Source organism: Bradyrhizobium sp. BR 10261 (assembly GCF_019455395.1).
In the GTDB taxonomy this organism is placed as follows: domain Bacteria; phylum Pseudomonadota; class Alphaproteobacteria; order Rhizobiales; family Xanthobacteraceae; genus Bradyrhizobium; species Bradyrhizobium manausense.
This window is the reverse complement of sequence record NZ_JACOFQ010000011.1, coordinates 83,247-98,939: the sequence shown is the minus strand read 5'-3', so window position 1 is coordinate 98,939 and position 15,693 is coordinate 83,247. Positions and strand designations below refer to the sequence as shown.

The window sequence follows — 15,693 nt, the reverse complement described above, 5'->3', positions numbered from 1 at the left end:
GTTCGCTAGTCTAGCCGGAGAAAATCCAGGGAGCCCCCGTGAGCACCGCGCCGCGCGTCGATATCGACCCCACCGCGTTCTGGGCCGATCCCTATCCGATGCTGGCAAGAATGCGGAAGCAGGCGCCGATCGCCTTCGTGCCGCAACTCGGCTCGACATTGCTGACCAGCCGCGACGACATCTCGATCTCGGAGAAGCAGATCGACGTGTTCTCCTCGCACCAGCCCGCCGGCCTGATGAACCGGCTGATGGGCCACAACATGATGCGCAAGGATGGCGAGGCGCACCAAATCGAGCGGCGCGCGATGTTCCCGACGGTGTCGCCGAAGACGGTGAAGGCGCACTGGACCGCGCTGTTCCAGGCCCATGCCGATCGCATTCTCGATTCTCTCGAACCCGGCAGCCGGATCGACTTCATGGCCGACTTCGCACTGCCGTTTTCCGGCGAATGCCTGAAGTCGATCACCGGCCTCACCAATATCGGCTTTGCCGACATGGACGCCTGGTCGCAGGCCATGATCGAGGGCATCGCCAATTACGGCGGCGATCCCGCGGTCGAGGCGCGCTGCCACGCTGCGACATCTAGCATCGATGCTGCGATCGACGACATCCTGCCGGTGATGCGCAAGAACCCCGACCAGAGCATTCTGGGCGTACTCCTTGCGTCCGGCATGAACATGGAGAGCGTGCGCGCGAATGTAAAACTCGCGATATCGGGCGGCCAGAACGAGCCGCGCAAGGCGATATCAGGCACGGTGTGGGCGCTGCTGACGCATCCCGAACAGCTCGACCTCGTGCGCAAGGGCGAGGTGTCATGGCTGCAGGCATTCGAGGAATATGCCCGCTGGATTTCGCCGATCGGCATGTCGCCGCGGCGCATCGCAAAGCCGTGGAGCATCCGCGACGTGTCGTTCGAGACCGACGAGCGCGTGTTCCTGATGTTCGGCTCCGCCAATCGCGACGAGAAGCATTTTGAGCGCGCCGACGAATTCGACGTGCGGCGCGACACCTCGAAGAGCGTTGCCTTCGGCGCCGGTCCGCATTTCTGCGCCGGCGCCTTCGCCTCGCGCGCCATGATCGCCGACGTCGCGCTGCCGACACTGTTCGCACGCGCCAGCAATATCGAGCTTGCCGACGACGAGCCGGTGCGAATCGGAGGCTGGGCGTTCCGGGGCTTGCAGAACTTGCCGGTGCGGTGGCTGCAGTAGTCGGGCGGGGCCTGCACGGGATTGTGGCACCCATGCCGTCACACATTCGGTGTCATCGCCCGCGAAGGCGGGCGATCCAGTATTCCAGAGACGGCAGTGATTCCTCGATAGGCCGCGGCGTACTGGATTCCCCGCCTGCGCGGGGAATGACGGCGGTGGTGATGGAGGAGCTTCGCGCCTCAGCGGACCGATGTCGCCATGATGCCATCCTACTCCTGTTTTGCCCGACGGGTCAAAGAATTTTCGGATAATTCGTAGCTGATCCCCTTCGCGCGCCCGCCTACTGTGCATGGGGTTGTTTTCGCGTTGTCTGTTCCAGCCCGCGAGGTTCGAGGCCGAACGCGCGCCCCGTCACATCCGCGTGCAGAAAATTTCATCTTCATTCGCTTCGCCCTTCGAAAGATTAATCACGCGCTTCGCCTCGCGCGCAGTGCTCGCATCGCTATTTTTCCCGATGTCTCGACACTCTTCCCGCTCCGCACCATCATCCTTGAAACGGCAGCTTGATCGCGCCGACCGGTCTTCCCCTTTTCAAGAGGTCCCAACATGAGACGCATCGTCCAGCGCGTGATCGCCGCCATCGCCCTGTCGGTCGGCCTTGTCGCCGCCGCGGTCGGCACGACCTACGGTTAGGAGCCATCCATGAGCAAGAGCAACATCCTCTGGTTCCTGCCGACCCACGGCGACGGCCGCTATCTCGGCACCGGCATCGGCGGCCGCGAAGTCAATTTCAACTATCTGCGCCAGGTCGCGCAGGCCGCGGACCAGCTCGGCTATTACGGCGTGCTGCTGCCGACCGGCCGGTCCTGCGAGGATTCCTGGATCGTCGCCTCCAGCGTTGCCCCCTTCACCGAACGGCTGCGCTATCTCGTCGCCGTCCGTCCGGGCCTGCAATCGCCGACGGTCGCCGCGCGCATGACCGCGACGCTCGACCGTGTCACGGGCGGCCGTTTGCTGATCAACGTCGTTACCGGCGGCGATCCGGTCGAGAACAAAGGCGACGGCATCTTCCTCGGCCATGACGAGCGCTACGAGGTCACCCGCGAGTTCCTCAACGTCTATAGCGACCTGCTCGCCGGGAAGACCGTCAATGTCGAGGGCAAGCACATCCGCGTCGAGGACGGCAAGCTGCTGTTCCATCCGGTCCAGTCACCGCGGCCTGAGCTTTATTTCGGCGGCTCGTCAGATGCCGGCATCGATGTCGCCGTCGACACGGTCGACAAATATCTCACCTGGGGCGAGCCGCCGGCCCAGGTTGCCGAGAAGATCGCGAAGGTGAGGGATGTCGCCAGCGCGCGCGGCCGCAAGCTGTCCTTCGGCATCCGCCTTCATGTGATCGTGCGCGAGACCAACGAACAGGCCTGGCGCGCGGCAAACGATCTGATCAAGCATGTCAGCGACGAGACCATCGCGACCGCGCAGAAGAACTTTGCCCGGATGGATTCGGTCGGCCAGCATCGCATGGCGCAGCTGCATGGCGGCAAGCGCGACAAGCTGGAGATCGCGCCGAATCTCTGGGCCGGTGTCGGCCTGGTGCGCGGCGGCGCCGGCACGGCGCTGGTCGGCGATGCCGAGACGGTCGCCGCGCGTATCAAGGAGTATCAGGACATCGGCATCGATACCTTCATCATGTCGGGCTATCCGCATCTGGAAGAAGCCTATCGCTTTGCCGAGCTGGTATTCCCGCTGCTCTCGCTGGAGCAGCCGAGCAACGTGACCAGGCTGCATTTCAATGGCGGTCCATTCGGCGAGACGGTCGGGAGCGATTACCGTCCGCAGCACCGGGTGTCGCAATCATGAGCGTGATCGACAGCGTTTCACTTCCGCGTAATTTCCGCCTGCCGCGGGTCGATGGCCTGGTCCAATGGATCGTGCCGCTCGCCATCGTCGCGCTTTGGCAGATTGCTTGTGTCACCGGCTTGGTGCCGACCCGCGTGCTGCCGGCGCCCAGCGATGTCGCGCTGGCCGGCTGGAAGCTGCTGCTGTCCGGCGAGCTCATCCGCAACATCTGGGTGTCGTTCTGGCGCGCCTCGATCGGCTTTCTGATCGGCGGCAGCATCGGCTTCGCCTTCGGGCTCGCCAACGGGCTGTCGCAGCTCTCGGCAAAGCTCACCGACACCACGCTGCAGATGGTGCGCAACGTGCCGCATCTGGCGCTGATCCCGCTGGTCATCCTGTGGTTCGGCATCGACGAGAGCGCCAAGCTGTTCCTGGTCGCGCTCGGCGTGTTCTTCCCGATCTATCTCAACACGCTGCACGGCATCCGCACCGTCGATCCGCAGCTGATCGAGATGGGCCGCATCTATGGCATGACCGATAGCGAGCTGTTCCGCCGCGTGATCTTCCCGGGCGCGCTGCCTTCGATCTTCGTCGGCATCCGCTTCGCGCTCGGCATCATGTGGCTGACCCTGATCGTCGCCGAAACCATCGCAGCGTCCTCAGGGCTAGGCTACATGGCGATGCAGGCGCGCGAGTTCATGCTGATCGACGTCGTCGTGCTCTCGATCCTGATCTATGCCCTGCTCGGCAAGCTGGCCGACAGCGCCTCCCGCGTGCTGGAGCGGGCGACGCTCTCCTGGCATCCCGCCTTCCAGAAAAATTGAGCAGAAATACTGGGAATCACATGCAGACAGCGCTTCGTACGATCCTTCCCGAAACCGAGTTCGGCAGCCGCGCCAATTTCGCGCCTCACGCCCGCGTCGGGCGCGAGGAGCGGCCGACACAGATCGGCGGCCTGCCGCTCAGCATCCGCGGCTTGCGCAAATCCTACGGCGACAACGAGGTGCTGCGCGGGATCGATCTGCACATCCCGTCCGGACAGTTCGTGGCGATCGTGGGCAAGAGCGGCTGCGGCAAGAGCACGCTGCTGCGCCTCATCGCGGGCTTGGAAAAGAGCGATAACGGCAGCGTCAGCTTTGGCGACGAGATTCAGGCTGAAGACATCCGCGTGATGTTCCAGGAGCCGCGACTGTTGCCCTGGGCCCGCGTGCTGTCCAATGTCGAGGTCGGCCTTGGTCGCGATCGTTCATCCACCGATGCGCATGTGCGCGCGGAGAAGGCGCTTGCCGAGGTCGGCCTCGCCGACAAGCGCGACCAGTGGCCGTCGGTGCTGTCGGGCGGCCAGAAGCAGCGCGTCGCGCTCGCCCGTGCGCTGGTCTCACGTCCGCGCGTGCTCGCCTTCGACGAGCCGCTCGGTGCGCTCGATGCGCTGACCCGGATCTCGATGCAGCGCCTCCTGGAGCGCGTCTGGCGCGACCAGGGTTTTACCGCAATCCTGGTGACCCACGACGTCGCCGAGGCGGTGGCGCTCGCCGACCGGGTGTTGGTGATCGAGGAGGGCCGGATCGCCCATGACGTCGTGGTTAACGCAGGCCGGCCCCGCCAGCGCGGCTCGGCCGAGCTTGCCGGCCTCGAAGGCTCGATCCTGAACCACCTGTTGTCGGGGGACGATCGTACCTAAATAGAGGGAACCCCGCTTCGGGGACCATGCCATGAATGTAGTGCCCCGCGATCTCATGACCGAAATTCCCGTCTCGTCCGCCGATTTCCGCGGCGCCATGCGCCACCTCACCGGCGGCGTCAGCGTCATCACCGCCGGGCGGGGCAAGGACATCACCGGCATGACGGTGACTTCGGTGACTTCGCTCTCGGTCGACCCGCCGACGCTGCTGGTCAGCATCAATCGCGATGCCTCGTCCTTTCCGCTGATCCGCCGCTATGGGGCCTTCGGCGTGAACATCCTCGCGGCCGACCAGCTCGAAATCGCCGAGCGCTTTGCCGGCAAGGGCGGATTGAAGGGGGCCGATCGCTTCACCGGCGCCCGATGGGTCACGGCCGTATCCGGCGTGCCGCTGCTGGTCGGCGCCTTGTCAGCAGTCGATTGCGAGGTCGAGGACATCATCGAGCGCCATTCGCACGGCATCGTCATCGGCCGGGTCAGGGATGTCAGGAATTCGGCGCGCAACGCCGCGCTCGCCTATTGGCACGGCCAGTATGTGGCGGTGGATCAGGACGAGGATGCGGCGAGACTGGCCGAGGTCAGCGTTCCCGCGCGCCTCCGCCGCGTTTGATCGCCGTGCGCGGGCTGGCCTTTTCCGCCTCATCGCTCTAGAAGCGCCCTGAGCCTTCCCATCCGGGACGGCCGCGGAGCGGAGCTATGAAGCGCGTCGGGACCTGGGCCTTCTACGCCATCGGCGCGTTGGCGATCGCCTATCTCGCGCTCTACGCCTATGCGATGTTTCGCGGCCAGCCGTTCGTGCCCGGCGATCCCATCCACATTTTTCGCAAGCCCGACGCGCCGAGTTATTCGTGAGCCTTGCTCGGTCTCGTAGGGTGGGCAAAGGCGCCCTTGCGCCGTGCCCACCGTCTCTCAACGACCGAAAAAGCTCGTGGGCACGCTTCGCTGTGCCCACCCTACGGCACCTGAATCAGCCCCTTAAGATCGCCAGCGCCAGCGTCTGCGCGCGCGGCACGATGCTGTCGAGCTCGAGATATTCCTCCGGCGAATGGGCGAGGCCGCCGACCGGTCCGACGCCGCAAATCGTCGGCGTCCCCACAGCGGCGGTGAAGCCGGAATCGGCGCAGCCGCCGGAGAACTCGCCCTGCAATGTGGTGAGGCCGGCTTGCCTCGCCGCAGCCTGATAGCTTTCGAACAGCGCCTTCGAACTTTCGCTCTGCACAACAGGCACGAACTCCCCCTTGATCGTCAGCGTCGCGGTGGTGCCGGGCACGTAAGGCGTCGCGATGATCCGCTCGATCTCGGCCATGACGGTGGCACGATCCCTGGGATCGACATAGCGCATGTCGATCTGGCCCTCGGCATAAGGCGCCGTCGTATTGACCGACTGGCCGCCCGAGATGAGACCGACATTGAGCGTGATGCCCTTGGTGAGGTCGGTCAGAGCGTGGATCTGCGTGATCTTGTGCGCGAGCTCGCCGATCGCGCTGACGCCGGCAGCGAAATTGGCGCCGGAATGCGCTGCCTTGCCTGATATGGCCATATGCATGAAGATGCCGCCCTTGCGGCTGGTGACGACGTTGCCGGTGGGGCGGCCCGGCTCGGAGTTGAACACGGCGCGCGCAGAGCGTCCCTCGCGCTCGATGACGGGGCGCGAGGAGGGCGAGCCGATCTCCTCGTCGGAGGTGATCAGCAGCTTGATCGGATGCGGGTTGCCGCCGAATTTGTGGAAGGCGGTGGCGACGAAGATGTTCATGACGACGCCGGCCTTCATGTCGGCAACGCCGGGCCCATAGGCGCGTTTGTCGCGAATCGTGAACGGGCGCTTCCCCGCCTCGCCCTTGCCGAACACGGTGTCGCGATGCCCCATCAACAGCACCGGCTTCTCGTTGCTGCCGGGTTTTGCGACCTCGGCGTGGATGGCATCGCCAAAGGTGCCATGTCTCTCGCGCCGGAATGGAATGCCGTGCTCGGCAAAATGCCGCTCGAACCGCGCACCGACCGCATCGACGCCTTCCTTGTCATAGGATCCGGAATCGATGTTCACGACGTCGCGCAACAGGTCGATCATCGCCTGCCGCTGCGACGCCAGCCAATCCGTGATTTGAGCTTCAGACATGTGGTTCCTCGCGTGGTTCTCGGGCGAGCTTATAGGGCCTGGCGAGCGGATGGCCTAGTCACGTAACGCGGTCCCGTTATGCGAGGAATGCTGTCAACACCGTCATTGCGAGCGCAGCGAAGCAATCCAGTCTGTCACCGCAGAGGGATTTTGGATTGCTTCGCTGTGCTCGCAATGACGAGGCTGGCATCGTGGCCCCAAAAAACAAAATGCCCGGGACTGAGCACGGGCATTCGCATCCTCTCGATCTGGGCGAAGCCCTACGCCCCGATCATCGGCATCCGCGGATATTCACCGGGCGTGCCGGCCGGCGTGATCGGGATGCCGCCGTCGGCATATTCGTTCAGCTTGTTGCGCAGCGTGCGGATCGAGATGCCCAGGATGTTGGCGGCATGGGTCCGGTTGCCGAGGCAGTGCTTCAGTGTCTCCAGGATCAAGTCGCGCTCGACGTCGGCGACGGTGCGGCCCACCAGCGCGCGCGTCACCTGCTCGGCGGCCATGGTGGCATGCACCACGGCGGGCGGCGTCTTGGCGAGGTCGAGGCGGTCGCCGTCCGGGGTGAGGATCGCATCAGGGCCGATCTCGTCGCCCTGTGCCATCAGCACCGCGCGGTGCATGGTGTTTTCCAGCTCGCGAACGTTGCCCTGCCAGCGGTTGGTGGAGAGCACGCGCTTGGCCTCGGCCGAAATGGGGCGCATCGGCACGCCGTTGGCTTCGGCGTATTTCTTCACGAAATGCTGGGCAAGCTCCATGATATCGGCCGGACGCTCGCGCAGCGGCGGGATCTTCAGGTTCACGACGTTGAGGCGGAACAGCAGGTCCTCTCGGAACGTGCCTTCGCGCACGGCGTCGGCGAGGTTGCGGTTCGAGGTCGCGATGATGCGGATATCGACGGGGACCGGCTTGGTGCCGCCGACGCGATCGATCACGCGCTCCTGGATGGCGCGGAGCAGCTTCGATTGCAGGCGGACGTCCATCTCCGAAATTTCGTCCAGCAGCAGCGTGCCGCCGGTGGCCTCCTCGAACTTGCCGATGCGGCGGGCGATCGCGCCGGTAAAGGCGCCCTTCTCGTGGCCGAACAGTTCGGATTCCAAGAGATGCTCGGGGATCGCGGCGCAGTTGATCGAGATGAACGGACGCTTGGCGCGGGCCGAGCGGGTGTGGACGTAACGGGCCAGCACTTCCTTGCCCGTTCCGGATTCGCCGGTGATCATCACCGATGCATCGGAGCCTGCGATCTGCTGAGCGAGCTTGATGACCCGTGCCATGGCGTCGTCGCGATAGACTAGCTCGCGGGAATCGTTGGCGACGGCGGCCAGCACCGCGGCGATCAGCTCCGGATCCGGCGGCAGCGGGATGTATTCCTTGGCGCCGGCGTGGATCGCGGCGACCGCGGCGCGGGCGTCGTTGGTGATGCCGCAGGCGACGATCGGCGCGTGGATGTGCTCGGCCTCGAGCCGCATCACGAGGTCGCGGATGTCGAGGGCAACGTCGACCAGCAGGAGGTCCGCGCCCTTGCCGCCGCGCAGCACGCGCATCGCCTGCTCGTGATCCTCGGCATGGGTCACGGTGGCGCCGTTGTCCATCGCGATCTTGGTGGCTGTGGTGAGCTGGCCCTTCAATGTGCCAACGATGAGAAGCCGCATGTCAGTCTCCTGTCCGTCTGGTCGCGCGATCGCGCGTCATTCCCTTTGTTCGCTTTACGCGCGTTCGGTCTTGATGATTTCCGTCATGGTCACGCCGAGCTTGTCCTCGACGAGGACGACTTCGCCGCGGGCGACCAGCTTGTTGTTGACGTAGATGTCGATGGCCTCGCCGACCCGGCGGTCGAGCTCGAGCACCGTGCCGGGTCCAAGCTTCAAGAGCTCGCCGACATCCATCTTGGAGCGGCCGAGCACTGCCGAGACCTGCACCGGCACGTCGAAGACGGCTTCGAGGTCGGCGGCGACGCGCGCCGCATATTCATCCTCGCTGTAGCCGACATCGGTGCCGGCAGGCGGCAGCGGGCCGTTGAGATCGGGCAGCGGGACCTGTCCGTCGGTGTCGCTCATGGCTTAGTTCCCCTTGCGGGACGCGATATAGCGTCCAACCATGTCGTCGATCTTGGCCGCGATGGCGCTGCGCTCCAGCACAACGCCGCCGTCGGCCCACTCGATCCGGCAGTCGCCGGTGGCAATTTCGGGCTCGGCCAGGATCACCAGCCGGCCTTCGAAGCCGCTCTGCTTGGCCAGCCGCTCCATCTTCTCGCGCGCGCTGTCGTAGAGCGCGTCGTTGATGCGGACGACAAGATGCGGCGTCGCGACCAGGTGCGAGAAGCAGTCCTTGACCAGCGCCATGATCTCGCCGAGCGGCTCGGCGGCGACCAGGTCCGCGCACAGTTTGCGCGCCACCGCCACCGCGACGTCGACCGCCTCGGTCTCCATCTTGCTCTCGATATTGCCGATCCCTGCGGCAATGCCGCGGATCGCGATGTTGATCTCTTCCATGGCGAGGGCGACGCGGCGGTCGCTCTCCGCCTTGGCCTCGCGCTGGCCCGCCGCAAAACCGTCCTGATAGGCGCGTGCTTCGGCTTCCGCGACCTTCTGCGCGATCTCGGCTGCGGTCGCGGCCTTCTCGCGCGTCCGGTCGGGCGCGGCGAAATCGGTATCGAACAGGAATTTTGCCGGAGCGGCCATCAATACACCAGCTCGTCGTCAGCGCGGTTCTTGGTCAGCATGATCTCGCCCTTGGCGGCGAGATCCTTGGCGAGGTTGACCAGCAGCGCCTGGGCCTCGTCGACGTCGCGCAGGCGGACCGGCCCCATCGCCGCCATGTCGTCCTGCAGCATCTTGGCCGCGCGGGAGGACATGTTGCCGAAGAAGAAGTTGCGGACATCCTCGTTGGCGCTCTTCAGCGCCACGCCGAGCTTGTCCTTGTCCACGTTGCGCATCAGGGTCTGGGCCGAACCGGAATCCAGCTTCACCAGGTCGTCGAAGGTGAACATCAGCGCCTTGATGCGCTCGGCGGATTCGCGATTGTCCTCTTCCAGCGAGGTGATGAAGCGGGTTTCGGTCTGGCGGTCGAAATTGTTGAAGATTTCCGCCATCACCTCGTGCGCGTCGCGGCGGCGGGTCTGCGACAGATTGGACATGAATTCGGTACGCAGCGTCTTCTCCACGCTCTCGATCACCTCCTTCTGCACCGCTTCCATCTTCAGCATGCGGTTGATGACATCGAGCGCGAGCTCCTCGGGCAGGATGCCGAGCACGCGTGCGGCGTGCTCCGGCTTCAGCTTCGACAGCACCACTGCGATGGTCTGCGGATATTCGTTCTTGAGGTAATTGGCCAAAACCTCTTCCTGCACGTTGGAGAGCTTCTCCCACATGTTGCGGCCGGCGGGGCCACGGATTTCGTCCATGATGCCGTTGACGCGCTCTGGCGGCAGGTATTGCTGCAGCAGCCGTTCGGTGGCGTCGAAATTGCCCATCAGCGCGCCCGAGGCCGACATGCGCGAGACGAATTCGAGCAGCATGTCCTCGACCGTGCCGACCTCGACGGTGCCGAGCGTCGACATTTCCAGCGACAGCTGGCGCACCTCGTCGTCGTCGAGCAGCGACCAGATCTTGCCGCCATATTGCTCGCCGAGGGCCAGCATCAGAATCGCGGCGCGCCGCGGTCCGGTCAATTGCTCCGCGCTCTTGCCGTCCCTGGCCCGGTCGCCGGCTCGCTGGCCGAGCGTCGAGATCACGCTGGTGATGTCGTTGGAATTGGCGTTTTGCAGGGAAGCGGCCATGTCAGTTCACTTCTCGATCATTTCGCGGGTTCGGCCAGCCATTGACGGATGATGGCGACGGTTTCGTTGGGGTTGCGTTCGGCAAGCTCGCCGACGCGGTGAACGGACTGGGCGTGGACCTGCCCCTGGACGGTGGCGACGTCGATCGCGGTGGCGGTACCGTTCGGCAGCAGCGTCTGGCCGCCGGCCGGCGCGGCGTCTTCGGATGCCGCGGGGCCCGACAGGACGCCGCTGATGGCGGCGGCGACCTCGTCGGAGGCGAGGATGCGCTTCACCAGCGGACGGATCACCATGAACATCACGACCAGGCCGAGCAGCATCATCACGCCGAGCTCGACGAAATACATGATGTCGTCCTTGGTGAACTGCAGCATGCCGAGGAAGCCGGACGGTTCGGCGATCGGCGTGGTGGAGGGGGCGTCGGCAAAGCGCAGATTGACGACCTCGACCTGGTCGCCGCGCTTCTGGTCGAAGCCGATCGCCGAGCGCACCAGGGTGGCGATGCGGTCGAGCTGCTCCTTGGTGCGATCCTGATAGGCGAGCTCGCCCTTGTCGTTCTTGGTGTAGATGCCGTCGACCAGCACCGCGACCGAGATGCGGTTGACCCGGCCGGCCTCAGTCACCTCGGTCTTGGTGGTGCGGGAGATCTCGTAATTGTTGGTCTCTTCGGTCTTCTTGCTCTGGTCCTTTGCCGCTGGGCCGCTGTTCTGCTGCTGGCCGGGGAGCTCGTTGTTGACGGTGACCTGGCCGTTGTTGTCGGCGGTCATGCTCTGCTCTTCGCGGGTCTGGGTCGAGCGCAGCACGCGGCCTTCGGGATCGAACTTGTCTGAGGTCTGGGTGATCTTGTTGAAGTCGAAATCGGCGGAGAGCTGGACGCGGGCGCGCCCCGACCCGACCACGGAGGAGACGATGTCCTCGACCTGCTTGCGCATCCGCTTCTCGAAGGCGGTGCGGCGCTCGTCGCCGAGCGCCTGCTCGGGATCGGCCTGGGCACCGTCGGCGAGCAGCTGGCCGGCCTCGTCCACGATCGAGACCCGCTGCGGCTTCAAGCCGTTGACGGCGGAGGCGACGAGGTGGCGGATGGCGCGGATCTGCTGGGCTTCGAGCGAGCCGCGGACCCGCACCACGATCGAGGCCGACGGCTCCGGCGCCTCGCGCGCGAACAGCGGCCGCTCGGGCAGCACCAGATGGACGCGGGCGGCCTGGATCCGGTCGATGGCGCGGATGGTGCGGGCGAGCTCGCCCTCCAGCGCGCGCAGATGATTGATGTTCTGGACGAAAGAGGTGGTGCCGAGCGCATCCGACTTGTCGAACACTTCGTATCCGACGCCGCCGCCCTTGGGCAGGCCGCCCTCGGCGAGCTTCATGCGCAGGCGGGTGACCTTGTCCTTGGGCACCATGATGATGCTGCCCTCATTGCGCAGCTCGAACTGGATGCCCTGGCGTTCCAGGTCCTTGATAATGCTGGAAGAATCCTCGACGCTAAGGTCGGTGAACAGCGTCGTCATCTGCGGCGTGGTGACGCGCATGATGACGAAGGCAAAGAAGCCGATGAGCGCGGCGGTGACCGCGATCATCGCCCCGAACCGGGCGGCGCCGATACCCTTTAAAAAGTCCGCAAGACCTTGCAAGCAACCGCCCCGACAGATTCGGCTGCTTTCACTGGAAAGGCCGACTGGGCAATTATTGCCTAGGTGATGGTTTCCATATGGTTAACGACGGTTAACAGCCCGGACAAAAGTCGGCCCAAAAGCAAGCATGAAAAAAATCGGCCTCGCGGGGCGAGGCCGATTTTCGTCAAAAGCAGCAGATTTCCGGATCGCTTACTGGCGATATTGCTGGATGCGGGTGGTGCGAAGACCCGCCAGACCGTGCTGGTCGATGGAAAACTGCCAGGAGAGGAATTCGTCGACCGTCAGGGTATAACGGCTGCAGGCCTCCTCGAGCGAGAGAAGTCCGCCACGAACCGCGGCAACGACTTCGGCCTTGCGTCGGATGACCCAGCGTTTGGTGCCGGGTGCGGGCAGATCTGCAATCGTCAGCGGACTGCCGTCCGGCCCGATGACGTATTTTACCCTCGGGCGATGGGGTTCTGTCATGGCGTACTCACAAACTCTCAACCACTGAACTCACGCCGTAACCCTACGCGTGCCGGCTTAAAAATCCGCTAAGCCTAAGGCTTCAATACAATTCTCGTTGAATCCGGCTGGAACAAAACCGTCCCGGCGGGCTGAGAACACGCTTTCAGCCGGCCGAGCGGGGTCTTCGTAAATACTTTACTAACGCACGAGGCCGGCGCGCGGCGCCACCAGGCCCAAACTGTCGTCCCGGCGAAGGCCGGGACCCATACCGCGTGATCTATCGTTGACGTGTTGGTGGCAGTACCAAGAGAGACTTTCTAACCGCGGACCTTCGCCAAACTTCTCCCGGTGGTTATGGATCCCGGCCTTCGCCGGGATGACACCGGGTGTGCAAGCACTATTCAGCCTCAGCTTCAGCTGCCGCTGCTGCTCGCCACCACGCTCTTCACCTGGCTCAGCGTGTAGCTGTTGCCGTCGATGGAGAGCAGCGGCGGCGACTGGGTCAGGTCGACGGAATCCACCGTGCCCTGCACCTGGGCTGCGACGCCGACGCTGTTGCCCGAGGCGTCCTTGCCGGTCGCCGTGATCGTGTACTTGCCGTCGGGCCATTGCGTGCCGTCATTGCCCTGGCCGTTCCAGGTGAAGGGAATGTCGCTGCCGGCGCCGGCGGTATATTTGCCGGTGAACACGGTCTGGCCGCTGGAATTGGCGATGGAAATATCGACCGTGGCGCTGGTGGGCACGTTGAGGTGCCAGGTCGCCGATGAGCTCTTCATGGTCGCGGTGGTGCCGTCGACCACCGCGGTCTTGCCGACGAAATCGAGCGCCTGCGTCGCCTGCGTGGTCTGCTGCAGCGTGACGAGCTGCGACAGCGAGTCGTTGGTCTTGAGCTGCTGCTCGACGCCGGCGAATTGCACCAGCTGCTGGGTGAACTGGTTGGTGTCGAGCGGATCGAGCGGGTTCTGGTTCTTGAGCTGCGTGGTCAGCAGCGTCAGGAAGGTCTGGAAATTGCCGGCGAGGGTCGAGCCCGTGGTCGAGCTCAGCGAGTTGGACGAAGAGGATTTCGGAACATCGGTGGTGCCGGAGACGACAGATGGCGCGGTGGCGGCATTCGTGGTGGTCATGGCCTGTTACTCCTCACACTCTGATATCGACGCCGCTGCTCGATCCGAGCATGCGGCCATAGCTGCTTCTGACCGGCGGGCTTGCGGCCTGATCATCCTCGCTGATGATCAGCCGGCGCGAATTGCTGCCGTTGTCGTTGTTCTGGCCGGCATTCTGGCCCGATGAGTTCTGGTCGCGCAGGCTGAAGGAGAGGCCGTTGCTGCCGGTCTTGAGGCCGGCATCGTCGAGGGCGCGCTGCAATTGCGGCGCGTCCTGCCGCAGCATCTGCAGCGTCTCCGGCTTCTCGACGGTGAGATGCGAGGTGACCTGGCCGTTGCGGTCGACATTGATGCGGACGTCGATACGGCCGAGATCGACCGGATCGAGGCTGATGTCGAAGCGGGTCTTGCCGGCGCGCGCGGCAGCGGCGATCTCGACCGGGATGCCGCTGATTGGCACCGCATTCGGATTGGCTGCGGTCGCGGTGAGCGTCGCGGTGGAGGCGGTGGCCGTCGATGTCGTCGTGGTCAGCGGCGCCTGCACGGCGTTTGCGGCTTGGGTGCTGACGTCGGTGGTCGCGGCGGCAACGGCTGGCGTATCGGCATGCGCGTGTGCGACGGGCGCGGCCGGCGTGAGGTCTGTGGTGCGATTGGCCGCGTCGACCTTCGCGTCGGTCGTGGCCGCGTCGGTCTGCGGCTTCGGGCCTTGCGGATGCGCAGCGGCATTGGTGGCCGCGGTCATCGTGGTCGCGGGATTTTGGGCCGTGGTCGCCGTCTGCGCGGTCTTGACCGGATCCTGGCCGATATTGGAGACGTCGGTCTGGCCTTGTGTTGTGACAGCGGCCTTGAGCGAAGTCTTCGGCGTGCCCTGGTCGACCGCGGTGAGCTGCGCGGCCTTTGCCGTCACATCGGTTGCGGTGGTGTCCGCGTTCGCGACAGCCACCTCCGTCAGCGCGGCCTGCGCGTCGGTGCTCTTGCCATCCCCGGTCTTGGCGGCCTTGCCGGCCGCATCGGTTTTGGTGCCTGATATCAGCGCCGTGATCGAGGCGCTGGCGGCGATGCCGGCCGCTGCAATCGTCAACGGCGACGAAGCCGCGCTGGTGGCCTGGTTCGCCGCGGCATTCGGATCGACCGGCACCACAGGCGCGACAACGGGAACGGCGGTCGGATCGGGCGTCGCGGCCGGAGTCGCGGTCTGCGCGGCGACCGAGGCATCCACAGCGGCGGCGAGGCCATCGGTGCTGTCGGTCTTGGCGTCCTTGCTGGCGTCCTTGGCCTCGCCTGCCTTGGTGGTGGACGCGTCAGACTTGTCTTTAGGTTTCCCGTCGGCCTTGGCCGGAGCGGCCGGCGTGTCGCTGGCGGCCGTCGTTGTCTGGGAATTCGTGTCGTCGCTTGCCTTGCTCTGCGAGGACTGGTCGGCCGAGGCGCTGTTGCTGCTCCGGTCCGACGAAGACGATGAGTTGGATGAGGCGTCACCGCGCCGCGGTGCGTTGTCCTGGTTCGAGGACGGGGCGCTGTTGCTGATGGCGTTGTTGATCGCCTGGGTATTGCTGTCGACGAGGTCCCCAAAGGAGGAACTCGGCGTCTGGTCCTTGGTCTGCGGCCGGGCAGGCTTCGCTTGCGCGCTCGAGACCTGCGCACTTGCCGCTACGTCTGATGTGTGACCAACCACAGGCGACCCCTTGAAAACATCTTCGGACGAGGAGGTCAGCAAGGAGCGGGCCAATCCCGCGTTTCGGTATTTTATATCGTAAAATCAATTATTTGACGGGTTGGCGCAACCGCCCTCGGCCCGCCCGCCGCCCCGTCATTTCTGCCGCCCCGGCAAGAATTGCCTGAAAGCTTGCGGCCGCCATGATTGCTTCACCCGAATGCCGCCTATATTAAAGGGTGCTCTCAGCCGCTTTCGACCGGGCCAGCCAGTGCCCCCGAGGGAACCAGAGGTTCCCGGGG

At 64.9% G+C, this 15,693-nt stretch carries 15 protein-coding genes; 6 read left to right on the top strand and 9 right to left on the bottom strand.

The window, feature by feature from the left end:
- The first annotated feature begins 38 nt into the window (after positions 1–38).
- The 6 genes from HYH07_RS15120 to HYH07_RS15095 all read left to right on the top strand — a co-directional run bounded on the left by HYH07_RS15120 (position 39) and on the right by HYH07_RS15095 (position 5,520).
- On the top strand, positions 39–1,208 hold the full coding sequence (locus HYH07_RS15120; protein ID WP_220003207.1) for a cytochrome P450: 1,170 nt from the start codon (positions 39–41) through the stop codon (positions 1,206–1,208).
- Between the two features lie 642 nt (positions 1,209–1,850).
- Positions 1,851–3,008 carry an FMNH2-dependent alkanesulfonate monooxygenase gene (gene ssuD / locus HYH07_RS15115; protein ID WP_220003206.1) on the top strand — a complete coding sequence of 386 codons (1,158 nt, stop codon included), beginning with the start codon at positions 1,851–1,853 and terminating at the stop codon, positions 3,006–3,008.
- The gene (locus tag HYH07_RS15110) at positions 3,005–3,811 is read left to right on the top strand and encodes an ABC transporter permease subunit (protein ID WP_220003205.1); all 807 of its coding nucleotides are present in this window, start codon (positions 3,005–3,007) and stop codon (positions 3,809–3,811) included. The genes ssuD and HYH07_RS15110 overlap by 4 nt, the downstream gene beginning before the upstream one ends.
- A 20-nt stretch (positions 3,812–3,831) precedes the next feature.
- Entirely contained in the window at positions 3,832–4,668 is an 837-nt protein-coding gene (locus HYH07_RS15105) for an ATP-binding cassette domain-containing protein (protein ID WP_220003204.1), read from the top strand.
- A gap of 31 nt (positions 4,669–4,699) precedes the next feature.
- Positions 4,700–5,278, top strand: coding sequence for a flavin reductase family protein (locus tag HYH07_RS15100; RefSeq protein WP_057757457.1), 579 nt, complete (start codon positions 4,700–4,702; stop codon positions 5,276–5,278).
- 86 nt (positions 5,279–5,364) lie between these two features.
- On the top strand, positions 5,365–5,520 hold the full coding sequence (locus tag HYH07_RS15095; protein ID WP_167354015.1) for a hypothetical protein: 156 nt from the start codon (positions 5,365–5,367) through the stop codon (positions 5,518–5,520).
- Positions 5,521–5,635: 115 nt separating this feature from the next.
- Here the strand turns inward: HYH07_RS15095 and HYH07_RS15090 are convergent, their stop codons facing one another.
- From HYH07_RS15090 to HYH07_RS15050, 9 genes are all read right to left on the bottom strand, one after another.
- Complete coding sequence (locus tag HYH07_RS15090; RefSeq protein WP_220003203.1) at positions 5,636–6,784, bottom strand: M20 family metallopeptidase; 1,149 nt, start codon at positions 6,782–6,784, stop codon at positions 5,636–5,638.
- Between the two features lie 260 nt (positions 6,785–7,044).
- Complete coding sequence (locus HYH07_RS15085) at positions 7,045–8,430, bottom strand: sigma-54-dependent Fis family transcriptional regulator (RefSeq protein ID WP_220003202.1); 1,386 nt, start codon at positions 8,428–8,430, stop codon at positions 7,045–7,047.
- 54 nt (positions 8,431–8,484) lie between these two features.
- Entirely contained in the window at positions 8,485–8,835 is a 351-nt protein-coding gene (gene fliN / locus HYH07_RS15080) for a flagellar motor switch protein FliN (protein ID WP_057757463.1), read from the bottom strand.
- 3 nt (positions 8,836–8,838) lie between these two features.
- Positions 8,839–9,459, bottom strand: coding sequence for a FliH/SctL family protein (locus HYH07_RS15075; protein ID WP_220003201.1), 621 nt, complete (start codon positions 9,457–9,459; stop codon positions 8,839–8,841).
- A complete protein-coding gene (gene fliG / locus HYH07_RS15070) occupies positions 9,459–10,556 on the bottom strand; it encodes a flagellar motor switch protein FliG (RefSeq protein ID WP_220003200.1) in 1,098 nt (365 codons plus the stop codon). Before fliG ends, HYH07_RS15075 begins: the two co-directional genes overlap by 1 nt.
- Before the next feature lie 17 nt (positions 10,557–10,573).
- Positions 10,574–12,187 (bottom strand): flagellar basal-body MS-ring/collar protein FliF, encoded by a 1,614-nt coding sequence (gene fliF, locus HYH07_RS15065; protein ID WP_220003199.1) that lies wholly within the window; start codon positions 12,185–12,187, stop codon positions 10,574–10,576.
- A gap of 192 nt (positions 12,188–12,379) precedes the next feature.
- The gene (locus HYH07_RS15060; protein ID WP_002714638.1) at positions 12,380–12,655 is read right to left on the bottom strand and encodes a DUF1153 domain-containing protein; all 276 of its coding nucleotides are present in this window, start codon (positions 12,653–12,655) and stop codon (positions 12,380–12,382) included.
- A 395-nt stretch (positions 12,656–13,050) separates the two neighbouring features.
- Complete coding sequence (locus HYH07_RS15055) at positions 13,051–13,761, bottom strand: flagellar hook assembly protein FlgD (protein WP_220003198.1); 711 nt, start codon at positions 13,759–13,761, stop codon at positions 13,051–13,053.
- A 13-nt stretch (positions 13,762–13,774) separates the two neighbouring features.
- Complete coding sequence (locus tag HYH07_RS15050; protein ID WP_220003197.1) at positions 13,775–15,412, bottom strand: flagellar hook-length control protein FliK; 1,638 nt, start codon at positions 15,410–15,412, stop codon at positions 13,775–13,777.
- Positions 15,413–15,693 lie beyond the last annotated feature (281 nt).